Origin of the sequence: Pseudomonas sp. S07E 245 (assembly GCF_019599025.1) — a bacterium.
Classification (GTDB): domain Bacteria; phylum Pseudomonadota; class Gammaproteobacteria; order Pseudomonadales; family Pseudomonadaceae; genus Aquipseudomonas; species Aquipseudomonas shirazensis.
The window spans coordinates 4,495,566-4,512,402 of record NZ_CP080625.1; the positions used below are offsets into that span (position 1 = coordinate 4,495,566).

Annotated in this window: 15 protein-coding genes; 14 read left to right on the plus strand and 1 reads right to left on the minus strand. The window is 63.1% G+C overall.

Annotation, left to right across the window (positions count from 1 at the left end; translation table 11 throughout):
• Positions 1 to 4: 4 nt before the first annotated feature.
• From K3F44_RS20730 to K3F44_RS20795, 14 genes are all read left to right on the plus strand, one after another.
• Positions 5 to 1,093 (plus strand): efflux RND transporter periplasmic adaptor subunit, encoded by a 1,089-nt coding sequence (locus K3F44_RS20730; RefSeq protein ID WP_220632882.1) that lies wholly within the window; start codon positions 5 to 7, stop codon positions 1,091 to 1,093.
• Positions 1,090 to 2,157 carry an efflux RND transporter periplasmic adaptor subunit gene (locus K3F44_RS20735; protein ID WP_101315325.1) on the plus strand — a complete coding sequence of 356 codons (1,068 nt, stop codon included), beginning with the start codon at positions 1,090 to 1,092 and terminating at the stop codon, positions 2,155 to 2,157. The genes K3F44_RS20730 and K3F44_RS20735 overlap by 4 nt, the downstream gene beginning before the upstream one ends.
• Entirely contained in the window at positions 2,154 to 5,210 is a 3,057-nt protein-coding gene (locus tag K3F44_RS20740; RefSeq protein WP_220632883.1) for an efflux RND transporter permease subunit, read from the plus strand. The genes K3F44_RS20735 and K3F44_RS20740 overlap by 4 nt, the downstream gene beginning before the upstream one ends.
• Before the next feature lie 178 nt (positions 5,211 to 5,388).
• Positions 5,389 to 5,571 (plus strand): sulfur starvation response protein OscA, encoded by a 183-nt coding sequence (gene oscA / locus K3F44_RS20745; protein WP_220632884.1) that lies wholly within the window; start codon positions 5,389 to 5,391, stop codon positions 5,569 to 5,571.
• 49 nt (positions 5,572 to 5,620) lie between these two features.
• Positions 5,621 to 6,628, plus strand: coding sequence for a sulfate ABC transporter substrate-binding protein (locus K3F44_RS20750; protein ID WP_220632885.1), 1,008 nt, complete (start codon positions 5,621 to 5,623; stop codon positions 6,626 to 6,628).
• 89 nt (positions 6,629 to 6,717) lie between these two features.
• On the plus strand, positions 6,718 to 7,536 hold the full coding sequence (gene cysT / locus K3F44_RS20755; RefSeq protein WP_101315333.1) for a sulfate ABC transporter permease subunit CysT: 819 nt from the start codon (positions 6,718 to 6,720) through the stop codon (positions 7,534 to 7,536).
• 13 nt (positions 7,537 to 7,549) lie between these two features.
• On the plus strand, positions 7,550 to 8,422 hold the full coding sequence (gene cysW, locus K3F44_RS20760; protein WP_101315335.1) for a sulfate ABC transporter permease subunit CysW: 873 nt from the start codon (positions 7,550 to 7,552) through the stop codon (positions 8,420 to 8,422).
• A gap of 3 nt (positions 8,423 to 8,425) precedes the next feature.
• Positions 8,426 to 9,415, plus strand: coding sequence for a sulfate/molybdate ABC transporter ATP-binding protein (locus tag K3F44_RS20765; RefSeq protein WP_101315337.1), 990 nt, complete (start codon positions 8,426 to 8,428; stop codon positions 9,413 to 9,415).
• Positions 9,416 to 9,661: 246 nt separating this feature from the next.
• Positions 9,662 to 10,459 (plus strand): energy transducer TonB, encoded by a 798-nt coding sequence (locus tag K3F44_RS20770; RefSeq protein ID WP_220632886.1) that lies wholly within the window; start codon positions 9,662 to 9,664, stop codon positions 10,457 to 10,459.
• Between the two features lie 58 nt (positions 10,460 to 10,517).
• A complete protein-coding gene (locus K3F44_RS20775; protein ID WP_101315341.1) occupies positions 10,518 to 11,246 on the plus strand; it encodes a MotA/TolQ/ExbB proton channel family protein in 729 nt (242 codons plus the stop codon).
• A gap of 1 nt (position 11,247) precedes the next feature.
• Positions 11,248 to 11,649: a biopolymer transporter ExbD gene (locus tag K3F44_RS20780; protein WP_101315343.1), complete on the plus strand. Its 402-nt coding sequence runs from the start codon at positions 11,248 to 11,250 to the stop codon at positions 11,647 to 11,649.
• A gap of 179 nt (positions 11,650 to 11,828) precedes the next feature.
• Positions 11,829 to 12,410: an alpha/beta hydrolase gene (locus K3F44_RS20785; protein WP_150570412.1), complete on the plus strand. Its 582-nt coding sequence runs from the start codon at positions 11,829 to 11,831 to the stop codon at positions 12,408 to 12,410.
• 63 nt (positions 12,411 to 12,473) lie between these two features.
• On the plus strand, positions 12,474 to 13,409 hold the full coding sequence (locus tag K3F44_RS20790; RefSeq protein ID WP_101315348.1) for a sigma 54-interacting transcriptional regulator: 936 nt from the start codon (positions 12,474 to 12,476) through the stop codon (positions 13,407 to 13,409).
• Between the two features lie 180 nt (positions 13,410 to 13,589).
• Positions 13,590 to 14,375, plus strand: coding sequence for a MetQ/NlpA family ABC transporter substrate-binding protein (locus K3F44_RS20795; RefSeq protein ID WP_101315350.1), 786 nt, complete (start codon positions 13,590 to 13,592; stop codon positions 14,373 to 14,375).
• A 68-nt stretch (positions 14,376 to 14,443) separates the two neighbouring features.
• Here the strand turns inward: K3F44_RS20795 and K3F44_RS20800 are convergent, their stop codons facing one another.
• Complete coding sequence (locus K3F44_RS20800; protein WP_220632887.1) at positions 14,444 to 16,807, minus strand: penicillin acylase family protein; 2,364 nt, start codon at positions 16,805 to 16,807, stop codon at positions 14,444 to 14,446.
• Positions 16,808 to 16,837: the final 30 nt, after the last annotated feature.

The window sequence follows — 16,837 nt, forward strand, 5'->3', positions numbered from 1 at the left end:
ACGCATGCCGTTGAGGCGCCTATTGTCGGTCGCTTGCCTGGGTTATTTGTCGCTATTGGTGGGTTGCAAAGAAGAAATTGCCCCGCCGGAACTGCCCAGAGTAGGTGTACAGCAAGTCCAGACCACAGATTTTGCCGCCAACGTGACCCTTACCGGTGACGTGCAGGCGCGTGTGCAGACCGACCTGTCTTTCAGGGTCGGCGGCAAGATCATCTCGCGCAGCGTCGACGTCGGCGATCACGTCAAGGCCAACCAGGTGCTGGCGCGGCTCGATCCCAAGGACCTGCAGAACAACGTCGACTCGGCCAAGGCCGAGGTATTTGCTGCGCAGGCGCGGGTAACCCAGACCAGCGCGGCCTTCGTTCGCCAGCAGAAACTGCTGCCCAAGGGCTACACCAGCCGCAGCGAATATGATTCTGCCGAGGCGGCGCTGCGCGGCAATCAAAGTGCTTTGAAGGCCGCTCAGGCGCAGTTGGCCAATGCCAGGGAGCAACTGAGCTACACCGCGCTGGTTGCCGACGCCGATGGCGTCATCACCTCGCGCCAGGCCGAGGTTGGCCAGGTGGTGCAGGCGACCATGCCGATCTTTGGCCTGGCCGTGGACGGTGATCGCGATGCGGTCTTCAACGTCTACGAATCGCTGCTGATGGCGCCGCCCAGCGACGCGCCAGTGATCGTGAAGCTGCTCGACAACCCGCAGGTGCAGGCGCAGGGCCAGGTGCGCGAAGTGACCCCGACGGTGTCCGCCGACAGCGGCACGGTGCAGATCAAGGTCGCCCTGCAGAGTGTGCCCGCCGGCATGCAACTCGGCTCGCCTGTCACCGCCAGCGGCCGCACCCAGGGCCGGCCGAGCATCGAACTGCCGTGGTCGGCCTTGACCAAGGCGCTCAAGGAGCCGGCAGTGTGGGTGGTCGGTGAGGGCGACAAGGTTGAACTGCGCCCAGTCCAGGTCGGCCGCTATCTCACCGGCAGAGTGGTGATTGCCGATGGCGTCAAAGGCGGCGAGACCGTGGTGGTCAGTGGCGGGCAGCTGTTGCACCCCGGTATGCAGGTCGAGAAAGTCAACGCCAATGACGGAGGCGCCGCGCCATGAAAGCAGTGCTGCTGATACTCTGCTCGGCTGCGCTGCTGGGCGGCTGTGGCAAGGACGAGGAGGCTGCCGAACCGGTCCGCCCGGTGCTGTCGACCGTGGTCCAGCCGCAGGTTCAGGCGCAGTTGGGGCGCTTCGCCGGGACGATCCAGGCCCGCTATGAAAGCACCCTGGGCTTTCGCGTGTCAGGACGGATCGCCCGGCGCTGGCTCGATGTCGGCGCCCAGGTCAAACCGGGCGATATCCTCGCCACCCTCGACCCGACCGATCAACAGAACCAGCTGCGTGCCGCCGAGGGCGACCTGGCGCGGGTCCAGGCGCAGTGGATCAATGCCCAGGCCAATGCCCGCCGCCAGCAGCAGCTGTACGACCGTGGCGTTGGCGCCCAGGCGCAACTGGACATCGCCCAGACCGACTTGAAAACCACCGGTGCCTCGCTCGAACAAGCGCGCGCCGCAGTCAGCCAGGCCCGCGACCAACTCGACTACAGCACCCTGCGCAGCGACAACGCCGCGGTGGTCACCGCGTGGCGTGCCGAGGCCGGGCAAACCGTCAGCGCTGGCCAGGAAGTGGTCACGCTGGCCCGCCCCGACGTCAAAGAGGCGGTCATCGACCTGCCAATCGGCCTGGCCGAACAATTGAGCAAAGACCTGACTTTCACTGTTGCCGCGCAGCTCGACCCTGCGGTCAATACCACCGCGACCCTGCGCGAGCTGGAGCCGCAAGCCGACGCCACCACCCGCACCCGGCGTGCGCGGTTGACCCTGGCCAGTACCCCCGCAGCGTTCCACCTGGGCACGGCGATCAGCGTCAACCTGTCCTCGGCGGTCACCCCGCGTAGCGAGTTGCCGCTGAGCGCCTTGCTCGAACGCGACGGCAAGACCCAGGTGTGGGTCCTCGACACTCAACAAAAGACCGTGGCCCTGCGCGACGTGACCCTGATCGACCGCACCGCCAGCAGCATCGTCGTGGCCTCCGGCGTGCAGCCGGGCGAGCGCGTGGTGACTGCCGGCGTGAACAGCTTGAAGCCCGGCCAGCCGGTCAGCTTTGACGAGGATGCGCAATGAAAGGAAGCTTCAACCTGTCCGAATGGGCGCTCAAGCATCAGTCCTTTGTCTGGTACCTGATGTTCGTCAGTGTGCTGATGGGGGTGTTCTCCTACTTCAACCTGGGCCGTGAAGAAGACCCGTCGTTCACCATCAAGACCATGGTCATCCAGACCCGCTGGCCCGGCGCGACCCAGGACGAGACGCTCAATCAGGTCACTGACCGCATCGAGAAAAAGCTCGAAGAGCTGGACTCGCTCGATTACGTCAAAAGCTATACCCGCCCCGGTGAGTCGACGGTCTATGTGTATCTGCGCGATACCACCAAGGCGCCGGATATCCCGGCCATTTGGTACCAGGTGCGCAAGAAGATCGACGACATTCGCGGCCAGTTCCCCAAAGGTATTCAGGGCCCGGCGTTCAACGATGAATTCGGCGACGTTTACGGCACCATCTATGCCTTCACCGCCGATGGCCTGAGCCAGCGGCAACTGCGCGATTACGTCGAGCAGGCCCGCGCCGAAGCCCGCGAAGTGCCTAACATCGGCAAGATCGAGCTGTTTGGCGTGCAGGACGAAGTGCTCTACCTGAACTTCTCGACGCGCAAACTGGCGGCGCTGGGGATAGACCAGCGCCAGGTCATGCAGGCTCTGCAAGCACAGAACGCAGTTACCCCAGCGGGGGTGATCGAGGCCGGCCCTGAGCGGATTTCGGTGCGCACCAGCGGCCAGTTCAGCTCCGAGAAAGACCTCGAGGGCGTCAACCTGCGGATCAATGATCGCTTCTTCCGCCTGGCCGACATCGCCAATATCCAGCGCGGCTACACCGACCCGCCTGCACCGATGTTCCGTTACAACGGCCAGCCGGCGATTGGCCTGGCCATTGGCATGAAAGCCGGCGGCAACATCCAGGCGTTCGGCGCCGAGATGAAAGCCAAGATGGACCAGATCATCACCAACCTGCCGGTCGGGGTTGGTGTGCACACCGTGTCGGATCAGGCCGTGGTAGTGAAGAAAGCAGTTGGCGGCTTCACCAGTGCCTTGTTCGAGGCGGTACTGATCGTGTTGGCGGTAAGCTTCGTCAGCCTCGGCGTGCGCGCCGGGCTGGTGGTGGCGTGCTCGATCCCGTTGGTGCTGGCGATGGTGTTCCTGTTCATGGAATACAGCGGCATCACCATGCAGCGGATCTCGCTGGGTGCCCTGATCATCGCCCTCGGCCTGCTGGTGGATGACGCGATGATCACCGTCGAGGTGATGGTCACGCGCCTGGAAATGGGCGAAACCAAGGAGCAGGCGGCTACCTTTGCCTATACCTCGACGGCCTTCCCGATGCTGACCGGCACCCTGGTCACGGTGGCCGGCTTTGTGCCCATCGGGCTCAACGCCAGCTCTGCCGGCGAGTACACCTTCACCCTGTTCGCGGTGATCGCAGTGGCGTTGATCGTGTCGTGGGTGGTGGCGGTTTTCTTCGCCCCGGTACTCGGCGTGCATATCCTCAAGGCCAACAAGGTCAAGGAGCACGAAGCCAAGACCGGCCGCGTCGGTCGTGCCTTCGAGCATGGTTTGCTGTGGTGCATGCGCAACCGCTGGTGGACGATCATCGGCACGGTGCTGATCTTCGCTCTGGCGCTGTTTTCGATGCGCTTTGTGCAGAACCAGTTCTTCCCGTCCTCGGACCGCCCGGAAATCCTGATCGACCTCAACCTGCCGCAAAACGCCTCGATCGAGGAGACCCAGAAGGTGGTCGATCGGCTTGAAGCGAAGATCAAGGACGACCCCGATCTGGTGCACTGGAGCAGTTACATCGGCCAGGGCGCGATCCGTTTCTACCTGCCGCTCGACCAGCAGCTGCAGAACCCGTACTACGCCCAGCTGGTGATCGTCAGCAAAGGCCTGGAGGAGCGTGCCGGGCTGATGGACCGGCTGCGCAAGCTGCTGCGCGAAGACTTCGTCGGCATTGGCAGCAATGTGCAGTCGCTGGAGATGGGCCCGCCGGTGGGCAGGCCAATCCAGTACCGGATCAGCGGCAAGGACATCGACCTGGTGCGCAAGCACGCGATCGACCTGGCGACCATGCTCGACAGCAATCAGCACATAGGCGAGATGATCTTCGACTGGAACGAGCCGGGCAAAGTCCTACGGGTCGAGATCGCTCAGGACAAGGCGCGTCAGTTGGGCTTGTCGTCCGAAGACGTCGCCAATGTGATGAACAGCATTGTCAGCGGCGTGCCGATCACCCAGGTCAACGACAGCATCTACCTGGTCGACGTGATCGCCCGCGCCGAAGACAGCGAGCGCGGCTCGCCCGATACCTTGCAGAACCTGCAGATACTGACTCCCAACGGCACCTCGATCCCGCTGCTGTCGATTGCCACGGTGCGCTACGAGCTGGAGCAGCCGCTGGTGTGGCGCCGCGATCGCAAGCCGACCATCACCATCAAGGCCTCGGTCAACGGCGATATCCAGCCGACCGACCTGGTCAAACAGCTCAAACCGGATATCGAAGAGTTCGCCAGCAAGTTGCCGCCGGGCTACGAAGTGGCCACCGGCGGTACGGTCGAGGAGAGCGGCAAGGCGCAGGGGCCAATTGGCCAGGTTATCCCGTTGATGCTGTTCCTCATGGCGACTTTCCTCATGATCCAGCTGCACAGCGTGCAGAAGCTGTTCCTGGTGGTCAGCGTGGCGCCTTTGGGCTTGATCGGGGTGGTGCTGGCGCTGGTGCCGACGGGTACGCCAATGGGCTTTGTGGCGATCCTCGGAATCCTGGCGCTGATCGGCATCATCATCCGTAACTCGGTGATCCTGGTCACCCAGATCGACGAATTCGAGGCGCAGGGCCTGTCGCCCTGGGCTGCGGTGCTTGAGGCGACCAACCATCGCCGCCGGCCGATCCTGCTCACCGCAGCGGCGGCCAGCCTGGGCATGATCCCGATTGCCCGCGAGGTGTTCTGGGGGCCTATGGCCTACGCCATGATCGGCGGCATCATCAGTGCAACGCTGCTGACGCTGTTGTTCCTGCCGGCGCTGTATGTGGCCTGGTACAAGATTCGCGAGCCAGAACAGTCCTCCAGCTAATACCGCGCGCCGTTCAGAAAAGGCCATTGCCCAGCGCAATGGCCTTTCTGCTTTTGGTTATATAAACATTCTTAAATAGTATTTTTAAGAATATCTACGCCTCACTATTATCAGCTTCAAGCCAGGCGCAAATCCCCTTCAAACCCCTGCCCGGCACTTCACTCACAGGAGAACGAGCATGAGTGCATCCCTGCGTAGCATCGACGGTCAGGACGAAGCGACCATTTTGCGTGAGATCCAGGCCGCCCTGCGCGACCTGCGCTTCGGCGCGGTGGAGATCACCGTGCATAACGCTCAGGTCGTGCAGATCGAGCGCAAGGAGAAGTTCCGCCTGCAGCAGCCCGGCAACAAGACCGCCTGATCGCGCACTACTTACCAATTAGAAAAAAAGCCAATTCGGGAGCTTCACCATGTCCATCCGCCGTTATGCGCTCGCCGCTCTGGCCAGTGCCGTGTTTGCCGGTTCCGCCATCGCCAAGGACTACGAACTGCTCAACGTGTCCTATGACCCAACCCGTGAGCTCTATCAGCAGTACAACGCCGAGTTCATCAAGCACTGGCAGCAGACGCACCCGGATGACAAGGTCAAGATTCAGCAATCCCATGGCGGCTCGGGCAAGCAAGGTCGCGCGGTGATCGACGGCCTGCGCGCCGACGTGGTGACCCTGGCCCTGGCCGGCGACATCGACGAAATCGCCAAGCTCGGCAAGACTCTGCCAGAGAACTGGCAGACCCGCCTGCCGGACGCCAGCACACCGTACACCTCGACCATCGTCTTCCTGGTGCGCAAAGGCAACCCGAAAGGCATCAAGGACTGGGGCGACCTGGTCAAGAACGACGTGTCGGTGATCACTCCCAACCCGAAAACCTCCGGCGGCGCTCGCTGGAACTTCCTCGCCGCCTGGGCCTATGGCCTGAAAGCCGGCGGCAGCGAAGCCAAGGCCCAGGAATACGTGCAGCAGCTGTTCAAGCACGTGCCTGTGCTGGACACCGGCGCGCGCGGCTCGACCATCACCTTCGTCAACAATGGTCAGGGCGATGTGCTGCTGGCGTGGGAAAACGAAGCGTTCCTGGCCTTGAAGGAAGATGGCGGCGGCGACAAGTTCGAAATCGTCGTGCCTTCGCTGTCGATCCTCGCCGAGCCGCCAGTGGCAGTGGTCGACAAGAACGCGCAGAAGAAAGGCAACGAGCAGATCGCCGAGGAATACCTCAAGTATCTGTACAGCCCGGCCGGGCAGAAAATTGCCGCCGAGAACTTCTACCGCCCGCGTGACCAGAAAGTGGCTGCCGAATATGGCAAGCAATTCCCCAAACTTGACCTGGTGACCATCGACAAGGACTTCGGCGGCTGGAAAACTGCACAGCCGAAATTCTTCAACGATGGCGGTGTGTTCGATCAGATCTACCAGGCGCAGTAACTCGGCAGTACAGTGCCGCACTGGAGCTTCAGTAGCCTGCATGGGCCCGGGACTTGTCCCGGGCTTGATGCGTTAAACCAGGGACCTTTATGTCACGTCGTATATCCCCCGTCATACCCGGCTTCGGGCTGACTCTGGGCTACACCTTGGTGTACCTCAGCCTGATCGTGCTGATACCGCTGGCGGCCATGTTCGTGCATGCCTCGCAGCTGACCTGGGAGCAGTTCTGGAACATCATCAGCGCCCCGCGAGTGATTGCCGCGCTGAAGCTGAGTTTCGGCACTGCCCTGTTCGCCGCCATCATCAACGGCATCATCGGCACCCTGCTGGCCTGGGTGCTGGTGCGCTACACCTTCCCCGGGCGCAAGATCATCGACGCGATGATCGACCTGCCGTTCGCCTTGCCCACGGCCGTCGCCGGCATCGCCCTGACCGCGCTGTATGCGCCGTCCGGCTGGGTCGGGCAGTTCGCCACCGACCTCGGTTTCAAGATCGCCTACACGCCGCTGGGTATCACCCTGGCGCTGACCTTCGTCACCCTGCCATTTGTGGTGCGGACGGTGCAGCCGGTGCTGGCGGACATCCCCCGAGAAGTCGAAGAAGCGGCTGCCTGCCTGGGCGCGAAACCGTTGCAGGTATTCCGCCATATCCTCATGCCGGCGCTGCTGCCGGCCTGGTTGACCGGCTTCGCGCTGGCCTTTGCTCGCGGTGTCGGCGAGTACGGCTCGGTGATCTTCATTGCCGGCAACATGCCGATGAAGACCGAAATCTTGCCGTTGCTGATCATGGTCAAGCTCGACCAGTACGACTACACCGGCGCTACTGCCATCGGCGTCTTGATGCTGGTGGTTTCCTTCATTCTGCTGCTGCTGATCAACTTGCTTCAGCGGCGCATCGAAACCCCTTGAAGGAGGACCGCCCATGTCTGCTTCAACTCTAGGCGCAACGGCCGCCGCCAACGCCGCCCGCCGCGGCAGCGCCACCTCACGGCGGGTGCTGATCATTTCGGCCTGGCTGGTGTTTGCGCTGTTTCTGCTGTTGCCGCTGGTGATCGTGGTTTCCCAAGCGCTGAAGAACGGCTTCGGTACGTTCTTCGAGGCGATCTTCGAGCCCGATGCACTGTCGGCGCTCAGGCTGACTTTGCTCGCGGTGGCCATTTCGGTGCCGCTGAACCTGCTGTTCGGGGTCAGTGCGGCGTGGTGCGTGAGCAAGTACAACTTTGCCGGCAAGAGCATCCTGGTGACCTTGATCGACCTGCCGTTCTCGGTGTCGCCGGTAATCGCCGGTCTGGTCTATGTGCTGATGTTCGGCGCGCAAGGCTTCTTCGGGCCGTGGCTGCAGGATCACGACATCCAGATCGTGTTCGCCTTGCCGGGCATCGTCCTGGCGACCATCTTCGTTACCGTGCCATTCGTGGCCCGTGAGCTGATCCCGCTGATGCAAGAGCAGGGCACTCAAGAAGAAGAGGCCGCGCGTCTGCTTGGCGCCAATGGCTGGCAGATGTTCTGGCACGTGACCCTGCCCAACATCAAATGGGGCCTGATCTACGGCGTGGTGCTGTGTACTGCGCGAGCGATGGGCGAGTTTGGTGCGGTGTCGGTGGTCTCCGGGCATATCCGCGGGGTTACCAACACCTTGCCGCTGCACGTCGAAATCCTCTACAACGAATACAACCACGTCGCGGCGTTCAGCGTGGCGAGCTTGCTGCTGATCCTGGCGCTCTTCATCCTGCTGCTCAAGCAGTGGAGCGAGAACCGTATTAACCGTCTGCGCCAAAGCGCAGCGGAGGAATAATTCATGTCGATCGAAGTTCGTAACGTCAGCAAGCGCTTCAACAGCTTCCAGGCTCTGGACAACATCAACCTGGATATCAACAGCGGCGAGCTGGTGGCTCTGCTCGGCCCGTCGGGCTGCGGCAAGACCACCCTGCTGCGGATCATCGCCGGCCTCGAAACGCCGGACGATGGCAGCATCGTTTTCCATGGCGAAGATGTCTCCGGGCATGACGTGCGTGATCGCAACGTCGGCTTCGTGTTCCAGCATTACGCGCTGTTCCGCCACATGAGCGTGTTCGACAACGTCGCCTTCGGCCTGCGCATGAAGCCCAAGGGCGAGCGGCCGAGCGAAAGCCGCATCGCCGAGAAGGTCCATGAGCTGTTGAACATGGTCCAGCTCGACTGGCTGGCCGACCGTTACCCCGAGCAGCTGTCCGGCGGCCAGCGTCAGCGTATCGCTCTGGCTCGCGCCCTGGCGGTCGAGCCCAAGGTACTGCTGCTCGACGAGCCGTTCGGTGCGCTGGATGCCAAGGTGCGTAAAGAGCTGCGCCGCTGGCTGGCGCGGCTGCACGAAGACATCAACCTGACCTCGGTATTCGTTACCCACGACCAGGAAGAAGCGATGGAAGTCGCCGACCGCATCGTGGTGATGAACAAGGGCGTGATCGAGCAGATCGGCTCGCCGGGTGAGGTCTATGAAAAGCCAGCCAACGACTTCGTCTATCACTTCCTTGGTGACTCCAACCGCATGAGCCTGAGTGAAGGCAACCATGTGCTGTTCCGCCCACACGAGGTGTCGTTGTCGCGGCATGAAACCGAAGGCCACCATGCGGCCGAGGTGCGTGATATTCGGCCATTGGGCGCGACCACGCGGGTGACCTTGAAGGTGGAAGGGCAGAGCGAGCTGATCGAAGCCGAGGTGGTCAAGGACCATGACAGCCTGACCGGGCTGGCGCGGGGCGAGACGTTGTTCTTCCGGCCCAAGGTTTGGCAGAAGGTGGCTGATATCTGATCCATTCTGGGGCTGCAAAGCAGCCCCATCCCCCGCAAGACCAATGCCTTCCAGGAATATTTCAAATGCCGCCCAGGCATCAAAATCCCCGCCATCACGGCCAGCCCACGAACCACGCGGGCTGCGGCCTTCCCCCTAATACCAATATTCAATAAAATTCTAAGTTTACGTTTAAACATTACTTTCAGAGATAAGCGTCTGGCACCGATGATTCAGCCATGAATCGAGACCCCAGGAGTTTGATCAATGGGTAATGTCCATACGGCCGTCAGGGCCTACGACCAGCCATGGCGCCCGGCCCCGGGCGACCTGGTCGAGCTTGGACGCACGCTTCGTCTGCCGCTCGGCCAGCTGCGCCTGCAACGCACGCCGGTCAGCGGCCTCAAGCGCCGCGACAAATGGGCCTTGGCCCTGCTGGTAGTGGCGTTGCATGGCGCGGCGGCGTACTGGATCAGCCAGAGCCCGACCCCGCCGTTACCGGTCGTGCCACCGCAGATCCCACCCATGACCATCGAGTTTGCCGCACCGGCCCCGCCCGTGGTCGAACCGCCACCGCCTGCACCAGCGCCTCCGGTAGTCGAGCCGCCACCGCCGCCGGTAGTCGATGAGCTGGCGGCCAAACCTGCACCCAAGCCTGTGCCTAAACCGAAACCCAAGCCGCTGCCAAAGCCTGTCGCCAAGCCCGTGCCGAAACCGGTGGAAACTCCGCCGCCGCCAGTTGCAGCACCTGCGCCAGCGCCAGCTCCACCGGCGCCAGCGCCGGTCACGCCGCCGTCGGCCAACGCTGCCTACCTGAAGAACCCGGCGCCGGAATACCCGCAGATGGCCCAGCGCCGCGGCTGGGAAGGCACCGTGCTGCTGCGGGTCGAGGTCATGGCCAGCGGCAAGCCCGGCCAGATCCAGATTCAGAAAAGCAGTGGCCGTCCGGCCCTCGACGACGCCGCACTGGCGGCCGTCAAGCGCTGGAGCTTTGTCCCGGCCAAGCAGGGCGATGTCGCCCAGTCCGGCTGGGTAAGTGTGCCGATCGACTTCAAGCTGCGCTGATTACACCCCTGAACATGCACCTGAACCGTATACCGACCGAACATAGGAAGACTTCATCATGAGCCTGCTGGCATCCGCATCTCCCCTCGAGTCCGTTGAAGTAGCCGTGATCTGGCTGCTGGTTGTGTTCTCTGTCGCCACCTGGGGCCTGGCGCTGATCAAGGCTGTACAGTTCGTGCGCCTGAAGAACCAGGACAAACGCTTCCACAAGCAGTTCTGGGCTGCCTCCAGCCTCGACTCGGCAGCCGAGCTCAGCCACGAACTGCCAGGCCCGGCCGCCCGTGTGGCGCAGTCCGGGTACGCCGCCATCGCCGTGGGTGAGCCTGGCCATGCCAGCGACCTTAGCCAGTCGATCAACCATCAGGACCGCCTCGAACGTGCCCTGCGCCAGCAGATCGTGCGTGAACGGCGCTCGCTGGAAACCGGCCTTGCTGTAGTCGCCAGTATCGGCAGCACCTCGCCCTTCATCGGTCTGTTCGGCACCGTGTGGGGCATCATGGAAGCGCTCAAGGGCATCAGTGCGGCAGGTTCGGCCAGCCTCGAAACCGTGGCCGGGCCGATCGGTGCGGCACTGGTTGCAACCGGCGTTGGTATTGCCGTCGCGGTGCCGGCGGTGCTGGTCTACAACTACTTCCTGCGCCGGCTCAAGCTGACCGCTGCCGACCTCGATGACTTTGCCCATGACTTCTACAGCCTGGCCCAGAAGAGCGCCTTCCGCGTGCTGGTCCACCCGACTGCACACAAGCCTCAGGCCGGCTTCACCCAGCCCGTGAAAGAGGCGTCCTGATATGGCCTTTTCAACCCAGGACAACGACGAAGTCCTCAGTGAAATCAACGTCACGCCACTGGTCGACGTCATGCTGGTGCTGCTGGTGGTGTTCATCGTCACCGCACCGCTGCTGACCAACGCCATACCGATCAACCTGCCCAAGACCGAAGCCGTGGCCCCGGTCGAGCAGAAAGACCCGCTGGTGGTCAGCATCGATGGTGGCGGCAAGCTGTTCATCAACAAGGACGAGATCCAGCCAGACCTGCTCGAAAGCAACCTCAAGGCGGCCAAGCTCAAGGACGCCGAGGTGCGAGTGCAGCTGCAGGCCGACGATGGCGTCAATTACGGTGAAGTAGCCCGCGCCATGGCGGCCATCGAACGCGCCGGGATCACCAAGCTGGCGGTGATAACCGCACGCTAGAGCCCGTCGTACCCTCTTCAGGCAAGTGCTTCAGGGCCATACCTCATGGCAGGGGGGTGGCCCTTTTTTTATTTGCGGAACGTAAATTGGTTATAAATAAATAGCTTCTTATTCCTTTACGGATATATCCCGCTCCCTATACTGGTCAACAAGCACGCAAACTTCCTGGAGGCGTCCCCATGCGCAATGAGTCAATTCGTTACCTGATTGTGCCGGGCTGGCAAGGATCGCCAGACAATCATTGGCAAAGCCACTGGCAGCGCAGCCTGCCCAACAGCGCTCGGGTCGAGCAGGCCGACTGGCTGACGCCGCAGCGGCGCGATTGGGTGCAGGCGCTGGAGCAGGCGATTGCCGCCGACAGTACGCCGGTAATCCTGATTGCCCACAGCCTGGGCTGCATCACCGTTGCCCATTGGGCCGCTGCGGCCAGCCCGGCCTTGCTCGCACGGGTACGTGGCGCCTTGCTGGTGGCACCGGCGGATGTCGAACGGCCAACCTGCGCGCCGGCGCTGCGCAACTTCGCGCCGATCCCGCTGCAGGCACTGCCGTTTGCCAGCCAGGTAGTGAGCTCGGACAACGACCCAGCGGTGAGCGTGCCGCGGGCGCTGTATCTGGCCCAGGAATGGGCGGCCGAGGCGGGCCTGTTGGCCAATGCCGGGCATATCAACGTCAAGTCCGGGCATGAGCGCTGGGAGCAGGGCTTTGCCTACCTGTACCGCCTGCAAAGCCGGATCGAGCAGCGCACGCTACGGCGCGCCTGACCCGGCAGTTATCCACAGAATGCCTGAGACGCCCGGCTGCTGATGGCCCGGCGGGAGTTTGTCATGACCTTGCACGCCCCTTTCGGCCAGCCGCTGCTGACCTTCCCCGAGCTGGATAAAAGCCCGCTGAGCATTCGCGCCAAGGCGCTGGTGTTTGTCGACCCGCGCTCGCAGCAGCTGCGCCGAGACCTGGAGCGTCTGGCAGTGCAGCCGCTGCCGGTGCTGATCCGTGGCGAAACCGGCACCGGCAAGGAGCTGCTGGCGCGGCAGATCCATCGCGCCAGCGACCGCGCCGGCCTGTTCGTTTCGGTCAACTGCGCCGCCATCAGCCATACCTACGCCGATGCCGAACTGTTCGGCTACAGCGCCGGCAGCCACGGCGGCACCGCCAGCAGCCGGGCCGGTTGGTTTGGTTCGGCCAATGGCGGCACGCTGTACCTGGATGAGATTGCCGACCTGCCGTTGGCGATTCAGGCCAAGTTGCTCGCCGCGCTGGAAAACCGTGAAGTGACCCGGGTCGGTGCGCAGCAGCCGCAGCCGGTCGACGTGCGCCTGGTTGCCGCTTCGAGCATTGACCTGGCCCTGGCCGTGGCGGCCGGGCGCTTCAACGAGCGGCTCTACCTGTACCTGCACGAGGGCGAGCTGGAACTGCCGGCACTGCGTGAGCGGGTAGGCGATATCCTGCCGTTGGCCGAGTACTTCGTCGGCATCTACAGCGCCCGGCTGGAGCGGCCGGTGCCACTGATCAGCGACCTGGCCCAGCAAGCGCTGGAGGCGCATACCTGGCCGGGCAATACCCGCGAGCTGGAAAACGTCATCCATTTCGCCCTGCTGGTGAGCGATGGCGACGAGATCCTCGCCGAGCAACTCGACCTGCCCGACACCGCACCGCTGGCCAGCCTGGCGGCGCGACTGAGCCAGCTCGGTCATAGCCGGGAGCCGCACACCAGCGCAGCCCTGCGCCAGTTGCTCGAGTCAGCATTGGCGGCACTCGAATAGTCGATCGTGTGGCTAATAAGCGAAGTCGATGATGGCCAATGCTTTTTGATATAAGCAGCTAATCAAAAGATATTGTTCCGGAATATAAAATCCCGGTATCGTCCGCTTCACGCCCAGCGCAGCTTGCGCCGGGCACCCCATATTGCCGTCGCCGATGGCTCAGCTTACTTAAGGATCACCATGAAGAAATCCCTGCTGACTGCGGCCCTGGCTGCTGCCCTGGCGCTGACTGGCGTTGCCCATGCGGCCGAGAAACTGGTAGTCGCTGCCACCCCGGTGCCGCACGCCGAGATCCTCGAACTGATCAAGCCGACCCTGGCCAAGGAAGGTGTCGATCTGGAGATCAAGGTCTTCACCGACTACGTGCAACCGAACGTGCAGGTCGATCAGAAGCGCCTGGATGCCAACTACTTCCAGACCCTGCCGTACCTGAAGAGCTTCAACGAAGGTAAAGGCACCAACCTGGTCACCGTGATCGGTGTCCACGTTGAACCCTTCGGCGGCTACTCGAAGAAGATCAAGAACCTCAGCGAGCTGAAAGACGGCGCTACCGTTGCCATCCCCAACGAGGGCAGCAACAGCGGCCGCGCCCTGATCCTGCTGCAGAAGGCTGGCCTGATCACCCTGAAAGACCCGAAAAACGCCCTGGCCACGCCGAAAGACATCGCCGAGAACCCAAAGAACCTCAAGTTCAAGGAACTTGAATCGGCCATGCTGGCGCGCGTGCTGGACCAGGTTGACCTGGACATGATCAACACCAACTACGCCCTAGAAGCAGGTCTGAACCCGGCCAAGGACGCCTTGATCATCGAAGGTAGCGACTCGCCGTACGTCAACTTCCTGGTGGCTCGCCCGGACAACAAGGACAGCGATGCCATGCAGAAACTGGCCAAAGCGCTGACCAGCCCGGAAGTGAAAGCCTTCATCGCTAAGAAATACAGCGGTGCGGTACTGCCAGCGTTCTGATTTGCACGCTGACTGCCCTGAAAAAAACGCCGACGCATTTGCGTCGGCGTTTTTGTTTCTGCGAAAGGCTATTCGGCAGGCAGCAGGCGCAAGGTACTGCGCGCCGGGATCACGCCCAGCTGCGCCCGCTGATAACGGCCTTCGATGTAGTCCTCGGCCTGATCGCGATAATGCCGGTCGAACGGCACGCCGCTCTGGCCGAGCGGGTTGATGCTCAATGCCTGGGCGGGGTCGGCGAAGTCGATGATTCGCCGGGTCGAAGGCCCATAGGTCACAGGCCATGGCGCGGGGCCGATCTTGGCCGAGAGGTTGTTCGGCGCCTCGTGGGTGCCCGGCGCGGCAAACGGGCCGACGTTGAACAGCAGGTTGAGCGGCTTCTGCACGCCCAGCGGATGGTTATGGATCAGGGTATGCGCCTTGCCCCATTGCCAGTTGGCCGGGTCGGCGCCAAAGGTTTCGCCCAGGTGGGCCAACGTCTTGTGCCAGGCCTCGCGCACCACCGCACTGCGCCCTGCAGGTTGACTGGTCCCGCGCTGGCTCCACCAGGGTGATTGCGGATCAGCTGCAAGTCGGGGAAGGGCGGCATCGATGGCGCGGGTGTTGAGCAGCATCGTGAACCAGGTATCGCCCAGCTCATCATGCAGTGCGGCATGGGCCAACTCGTACAGAAACTGGTTGAACAGGGTCGCGCTGGTCGAATCCAGCGGGTAGTCACCGCGCCAGGCTGCCAATTGCTCGACCAGCTCCTGCTCCTGCACGCCCTCGGCAGCTTCGCGCAGGGTCGCCAGCAATGGCGCGAGCAGGCGTGGGCCGTAGTCGCTGACGGTGTCCAGTTGCAGCGCCTGGCTGTTGTCTGTGTCCCACTTGATCTGCGGGTTGGCCAGTTGCCGGTCAAGCTGGCGGCCGCGGTCGGCAAGGTTGTAGTAACCCGGCACCGTGATCGAGGCCGGTGGCTGAAAGTTGGCCGAGACGATGTAACCGCTGGCTGGATTTTCCTGCTGCGGGTTGAGGCTGAAGGGGTAGAAGCCAAGCTTGTCTGCCTGGCTGCTGCTGCCGTCGAGAATAAACGCCGGGTTGACCCCCTCCGGGCGGATTGGCAACTGCGCCGCCGCCCACCAGCCGATGTCGCCAGCGGCATTGGCCCACACCAGGTTCAGCCCGGGCGACTGAATCTTCACCGCTGCCAGGCGCATCTTGTTCAGGCTGTCGGCGCGGTTGAGCTGGTAGAAGCCCTCAAGAATCGGGTTTTCGGTTTGCAGAAACGCCCACCACATGGCAATCGGCGTGGGTCCCGCCGTTTCGCCGAGCACGCTGTTGACGATCGGCCCGTGGGACGAGCTGCGCAGGGTGATCTCGACCGGCGCTGCGTCCTTGACCGCGATCTGCTGCTGGCTGCGCTGCAGGGTTTGCCACTGGCCGTCGATCATCACCTGTTCGGGATTGGCCGGGTTGCTGCGCTCGGCAATCAGGTCGACGTCGTCGTTCTGGAACATGGTCAGGCTCCAGCCGAAATCGCGGTTGTGGCCGAGCAGGGCAAACGGGTTGAGTGCCTGGAAGTAGCCATACAACTCAAAACCCGGCGCCGCCAGCTCGGCCTCATACCACACCGCCGGCACGGCAAAGCCGATATGTGGGTCGCCGGCCAGCAGCGGGCGGCCGCTACGGGTGCGGCTGGCTGAAACTGCCCAGGCATTGCTGCCCTCGAACTGCGGCAGGCCGGCGGCGGCCAGAGCATCCTGGCTGGCGCTGGCCAGTTGCTCGAGGCTGCGCCAGTCGGCGGCTGCCAGGCGCGGGGCGAGGGCGCCTTCGGGCTGCCATTCCAGGTCGAAGATGTTCAGGTAATCGGCGCCGAGCTGATCGCGGATGTAGGTCAGCGCCGGTTCAGTGCGAAACGCGGCGGCGAAGCTGTAGGCCAGATACCCGGCGATGCTCAGGGTGTCTTCGGCGCTGAAGGGGCGTGGGGTGATACCGAGCAGGTCGAACTCGACCGGCTTGGGGTGGCTGGCCTGCCATTGGTTGACCCCATCCAGATAGGCCTGCAAACCTTGCCAGGCGGGGCCTTGGCGATCCTGACGCTGGACCATGCGGGCGGCCTGCTCGCGGATGCGCAGGCTGCGGAACAGGGTATCGGTGGCGACCAGCTTGCTGCCGAGCACTTCGGCCAGCTCGCCACGGGCCAGGCGGCGCATGATCTCCATTTGGAACAGCCGGTCCTGGGCGTGCACATAGCCCAGCGCGCGGTACAGGTCGGCTTCGCTCTGCGCCTGGATGTGCGGCACGCCGCGCTCGTCGTAGCGCACGTTGACCGGCGCTTGCAGGCCGCGCAGGCTCAGTTCGCCGTGGCGTTGGGGCTGCTTGCTGTGGACATACCAGTAACCGCCGGCAGCGGCCACGGCAATCACCACGACCAGCACGGACAAGCTGCGTTTCATCAGAACTCCTTGTGCATATCAACGCAAACG

Excerpts from the sequence above, each read along its gene's own strand:
- cysT (WP_101315333.1), top strand. The coding sequence starts at position 6,718 with ATGTCACGTCGTATATCCCCCGTCATACCCGGCTTCGGGCTGACTCTG.
- K3F44_RS20750 (WP_220632885.1), top strand. The coding sequence starts at position 5,621 with ATGTCCATCCGCCGTTATGCGCTCGCCGCTCTGGCCAGTGCCGTGTTT.
- K3F44_RS20730 (WP_220632882.1), top strand. The coding sequence starts at position 5 with ATGCCGTTGAGGCGCCTATTGTCGGTCGCTTGCCTGGGTTATTTGTCG.
- K3F44_RS20790 (WP_101315348.1), top strand. The coding sequence starts at position 12,474 with ATGACCTTGCACGCCCCTTTCGGCCAGCCGCTGCTGACCTTCCCCGAG.
- K3F44_RS20785 (WP_150570412.1), top strand. The coding sequence starts at position 11,829 with ATGCGCAATGAGTCAATTCGTTACCTGATTGTGCCGGGCTGGCAAGGA.
- oscA (WP_220632884.1), top strand. The coding sequence starts at position 5,389 with ATGAGTGCATCCCTGCGTAGCATCGACGGTCAGGACGAAGCGACCATT.
- K3F44_RS20735 (WP_101315325.1), top strand. The coding sequence starts at position 1,090 with ATGAAAGCAGTGCTGCTGATACTCTGCTCGGCTGCGCTGCTGGGCGGC.
- K3F44_RS20740 (WP_220632883.1), top strand. The coding sequence starts at position 2,154 with ATGAAAGGAAGCTTCAACCTGTCCGAATGGGCGCTCAAGCATCAGTCC.
- K3F44_RS20770 (WP_220632886.1), top strand. The coding sequence starts at position 9,662 with ATGGGTAATGTCCATACGGCCGTCAGGGCCTACGACCAGCCATGGCGC.
- cysW (WP_101315335.1), top strand. The coding sequence starts at position 7,550 with ATGTCTGCTTCAACTCTAGGCGCAACGGCCGCCGCCAACGCCGCCCGC.
- K3F44_RS20765 (WP_101315337.1), top strand. The coding sequence starts at position 8,426 with ATGTCGATCGAAGTTCGTAACGTCAGCAAGCGCTTCAACAGCTTCCAG.
- K3F44_RS20775 (WP_101315341.1), top strand. The coding sequence starts at position 10,518 with ATGAGCCTGCTGGCATCCGCATCTCCCCTCGAGTCCGTTGAAGTAGCC.
- K3F44_RS20795 (WP_101315350.1), top strand. The coding sequence starts at position 13,590 with ATGAAGAAATCCCTGCTGACTGCGGCCCTGGCTGCTGCCCTGGCGCTG.
- K3F44_RS20780 (WP_101315343.1), top strand. The coding sequence starts at position 11,248 with ATGGCCTTTTCAACCCAGGACAACGACGAAGTCCTCAGTGAAATCAAC.
- K3F44_RS20800 (WP_220632887.1), bottom strand. The coding sequence starts at position 16,807 with ATGAAACGCAGCTTGTCCGTGCTGGTCGTGGTGATTGCCGTGGCCGCT.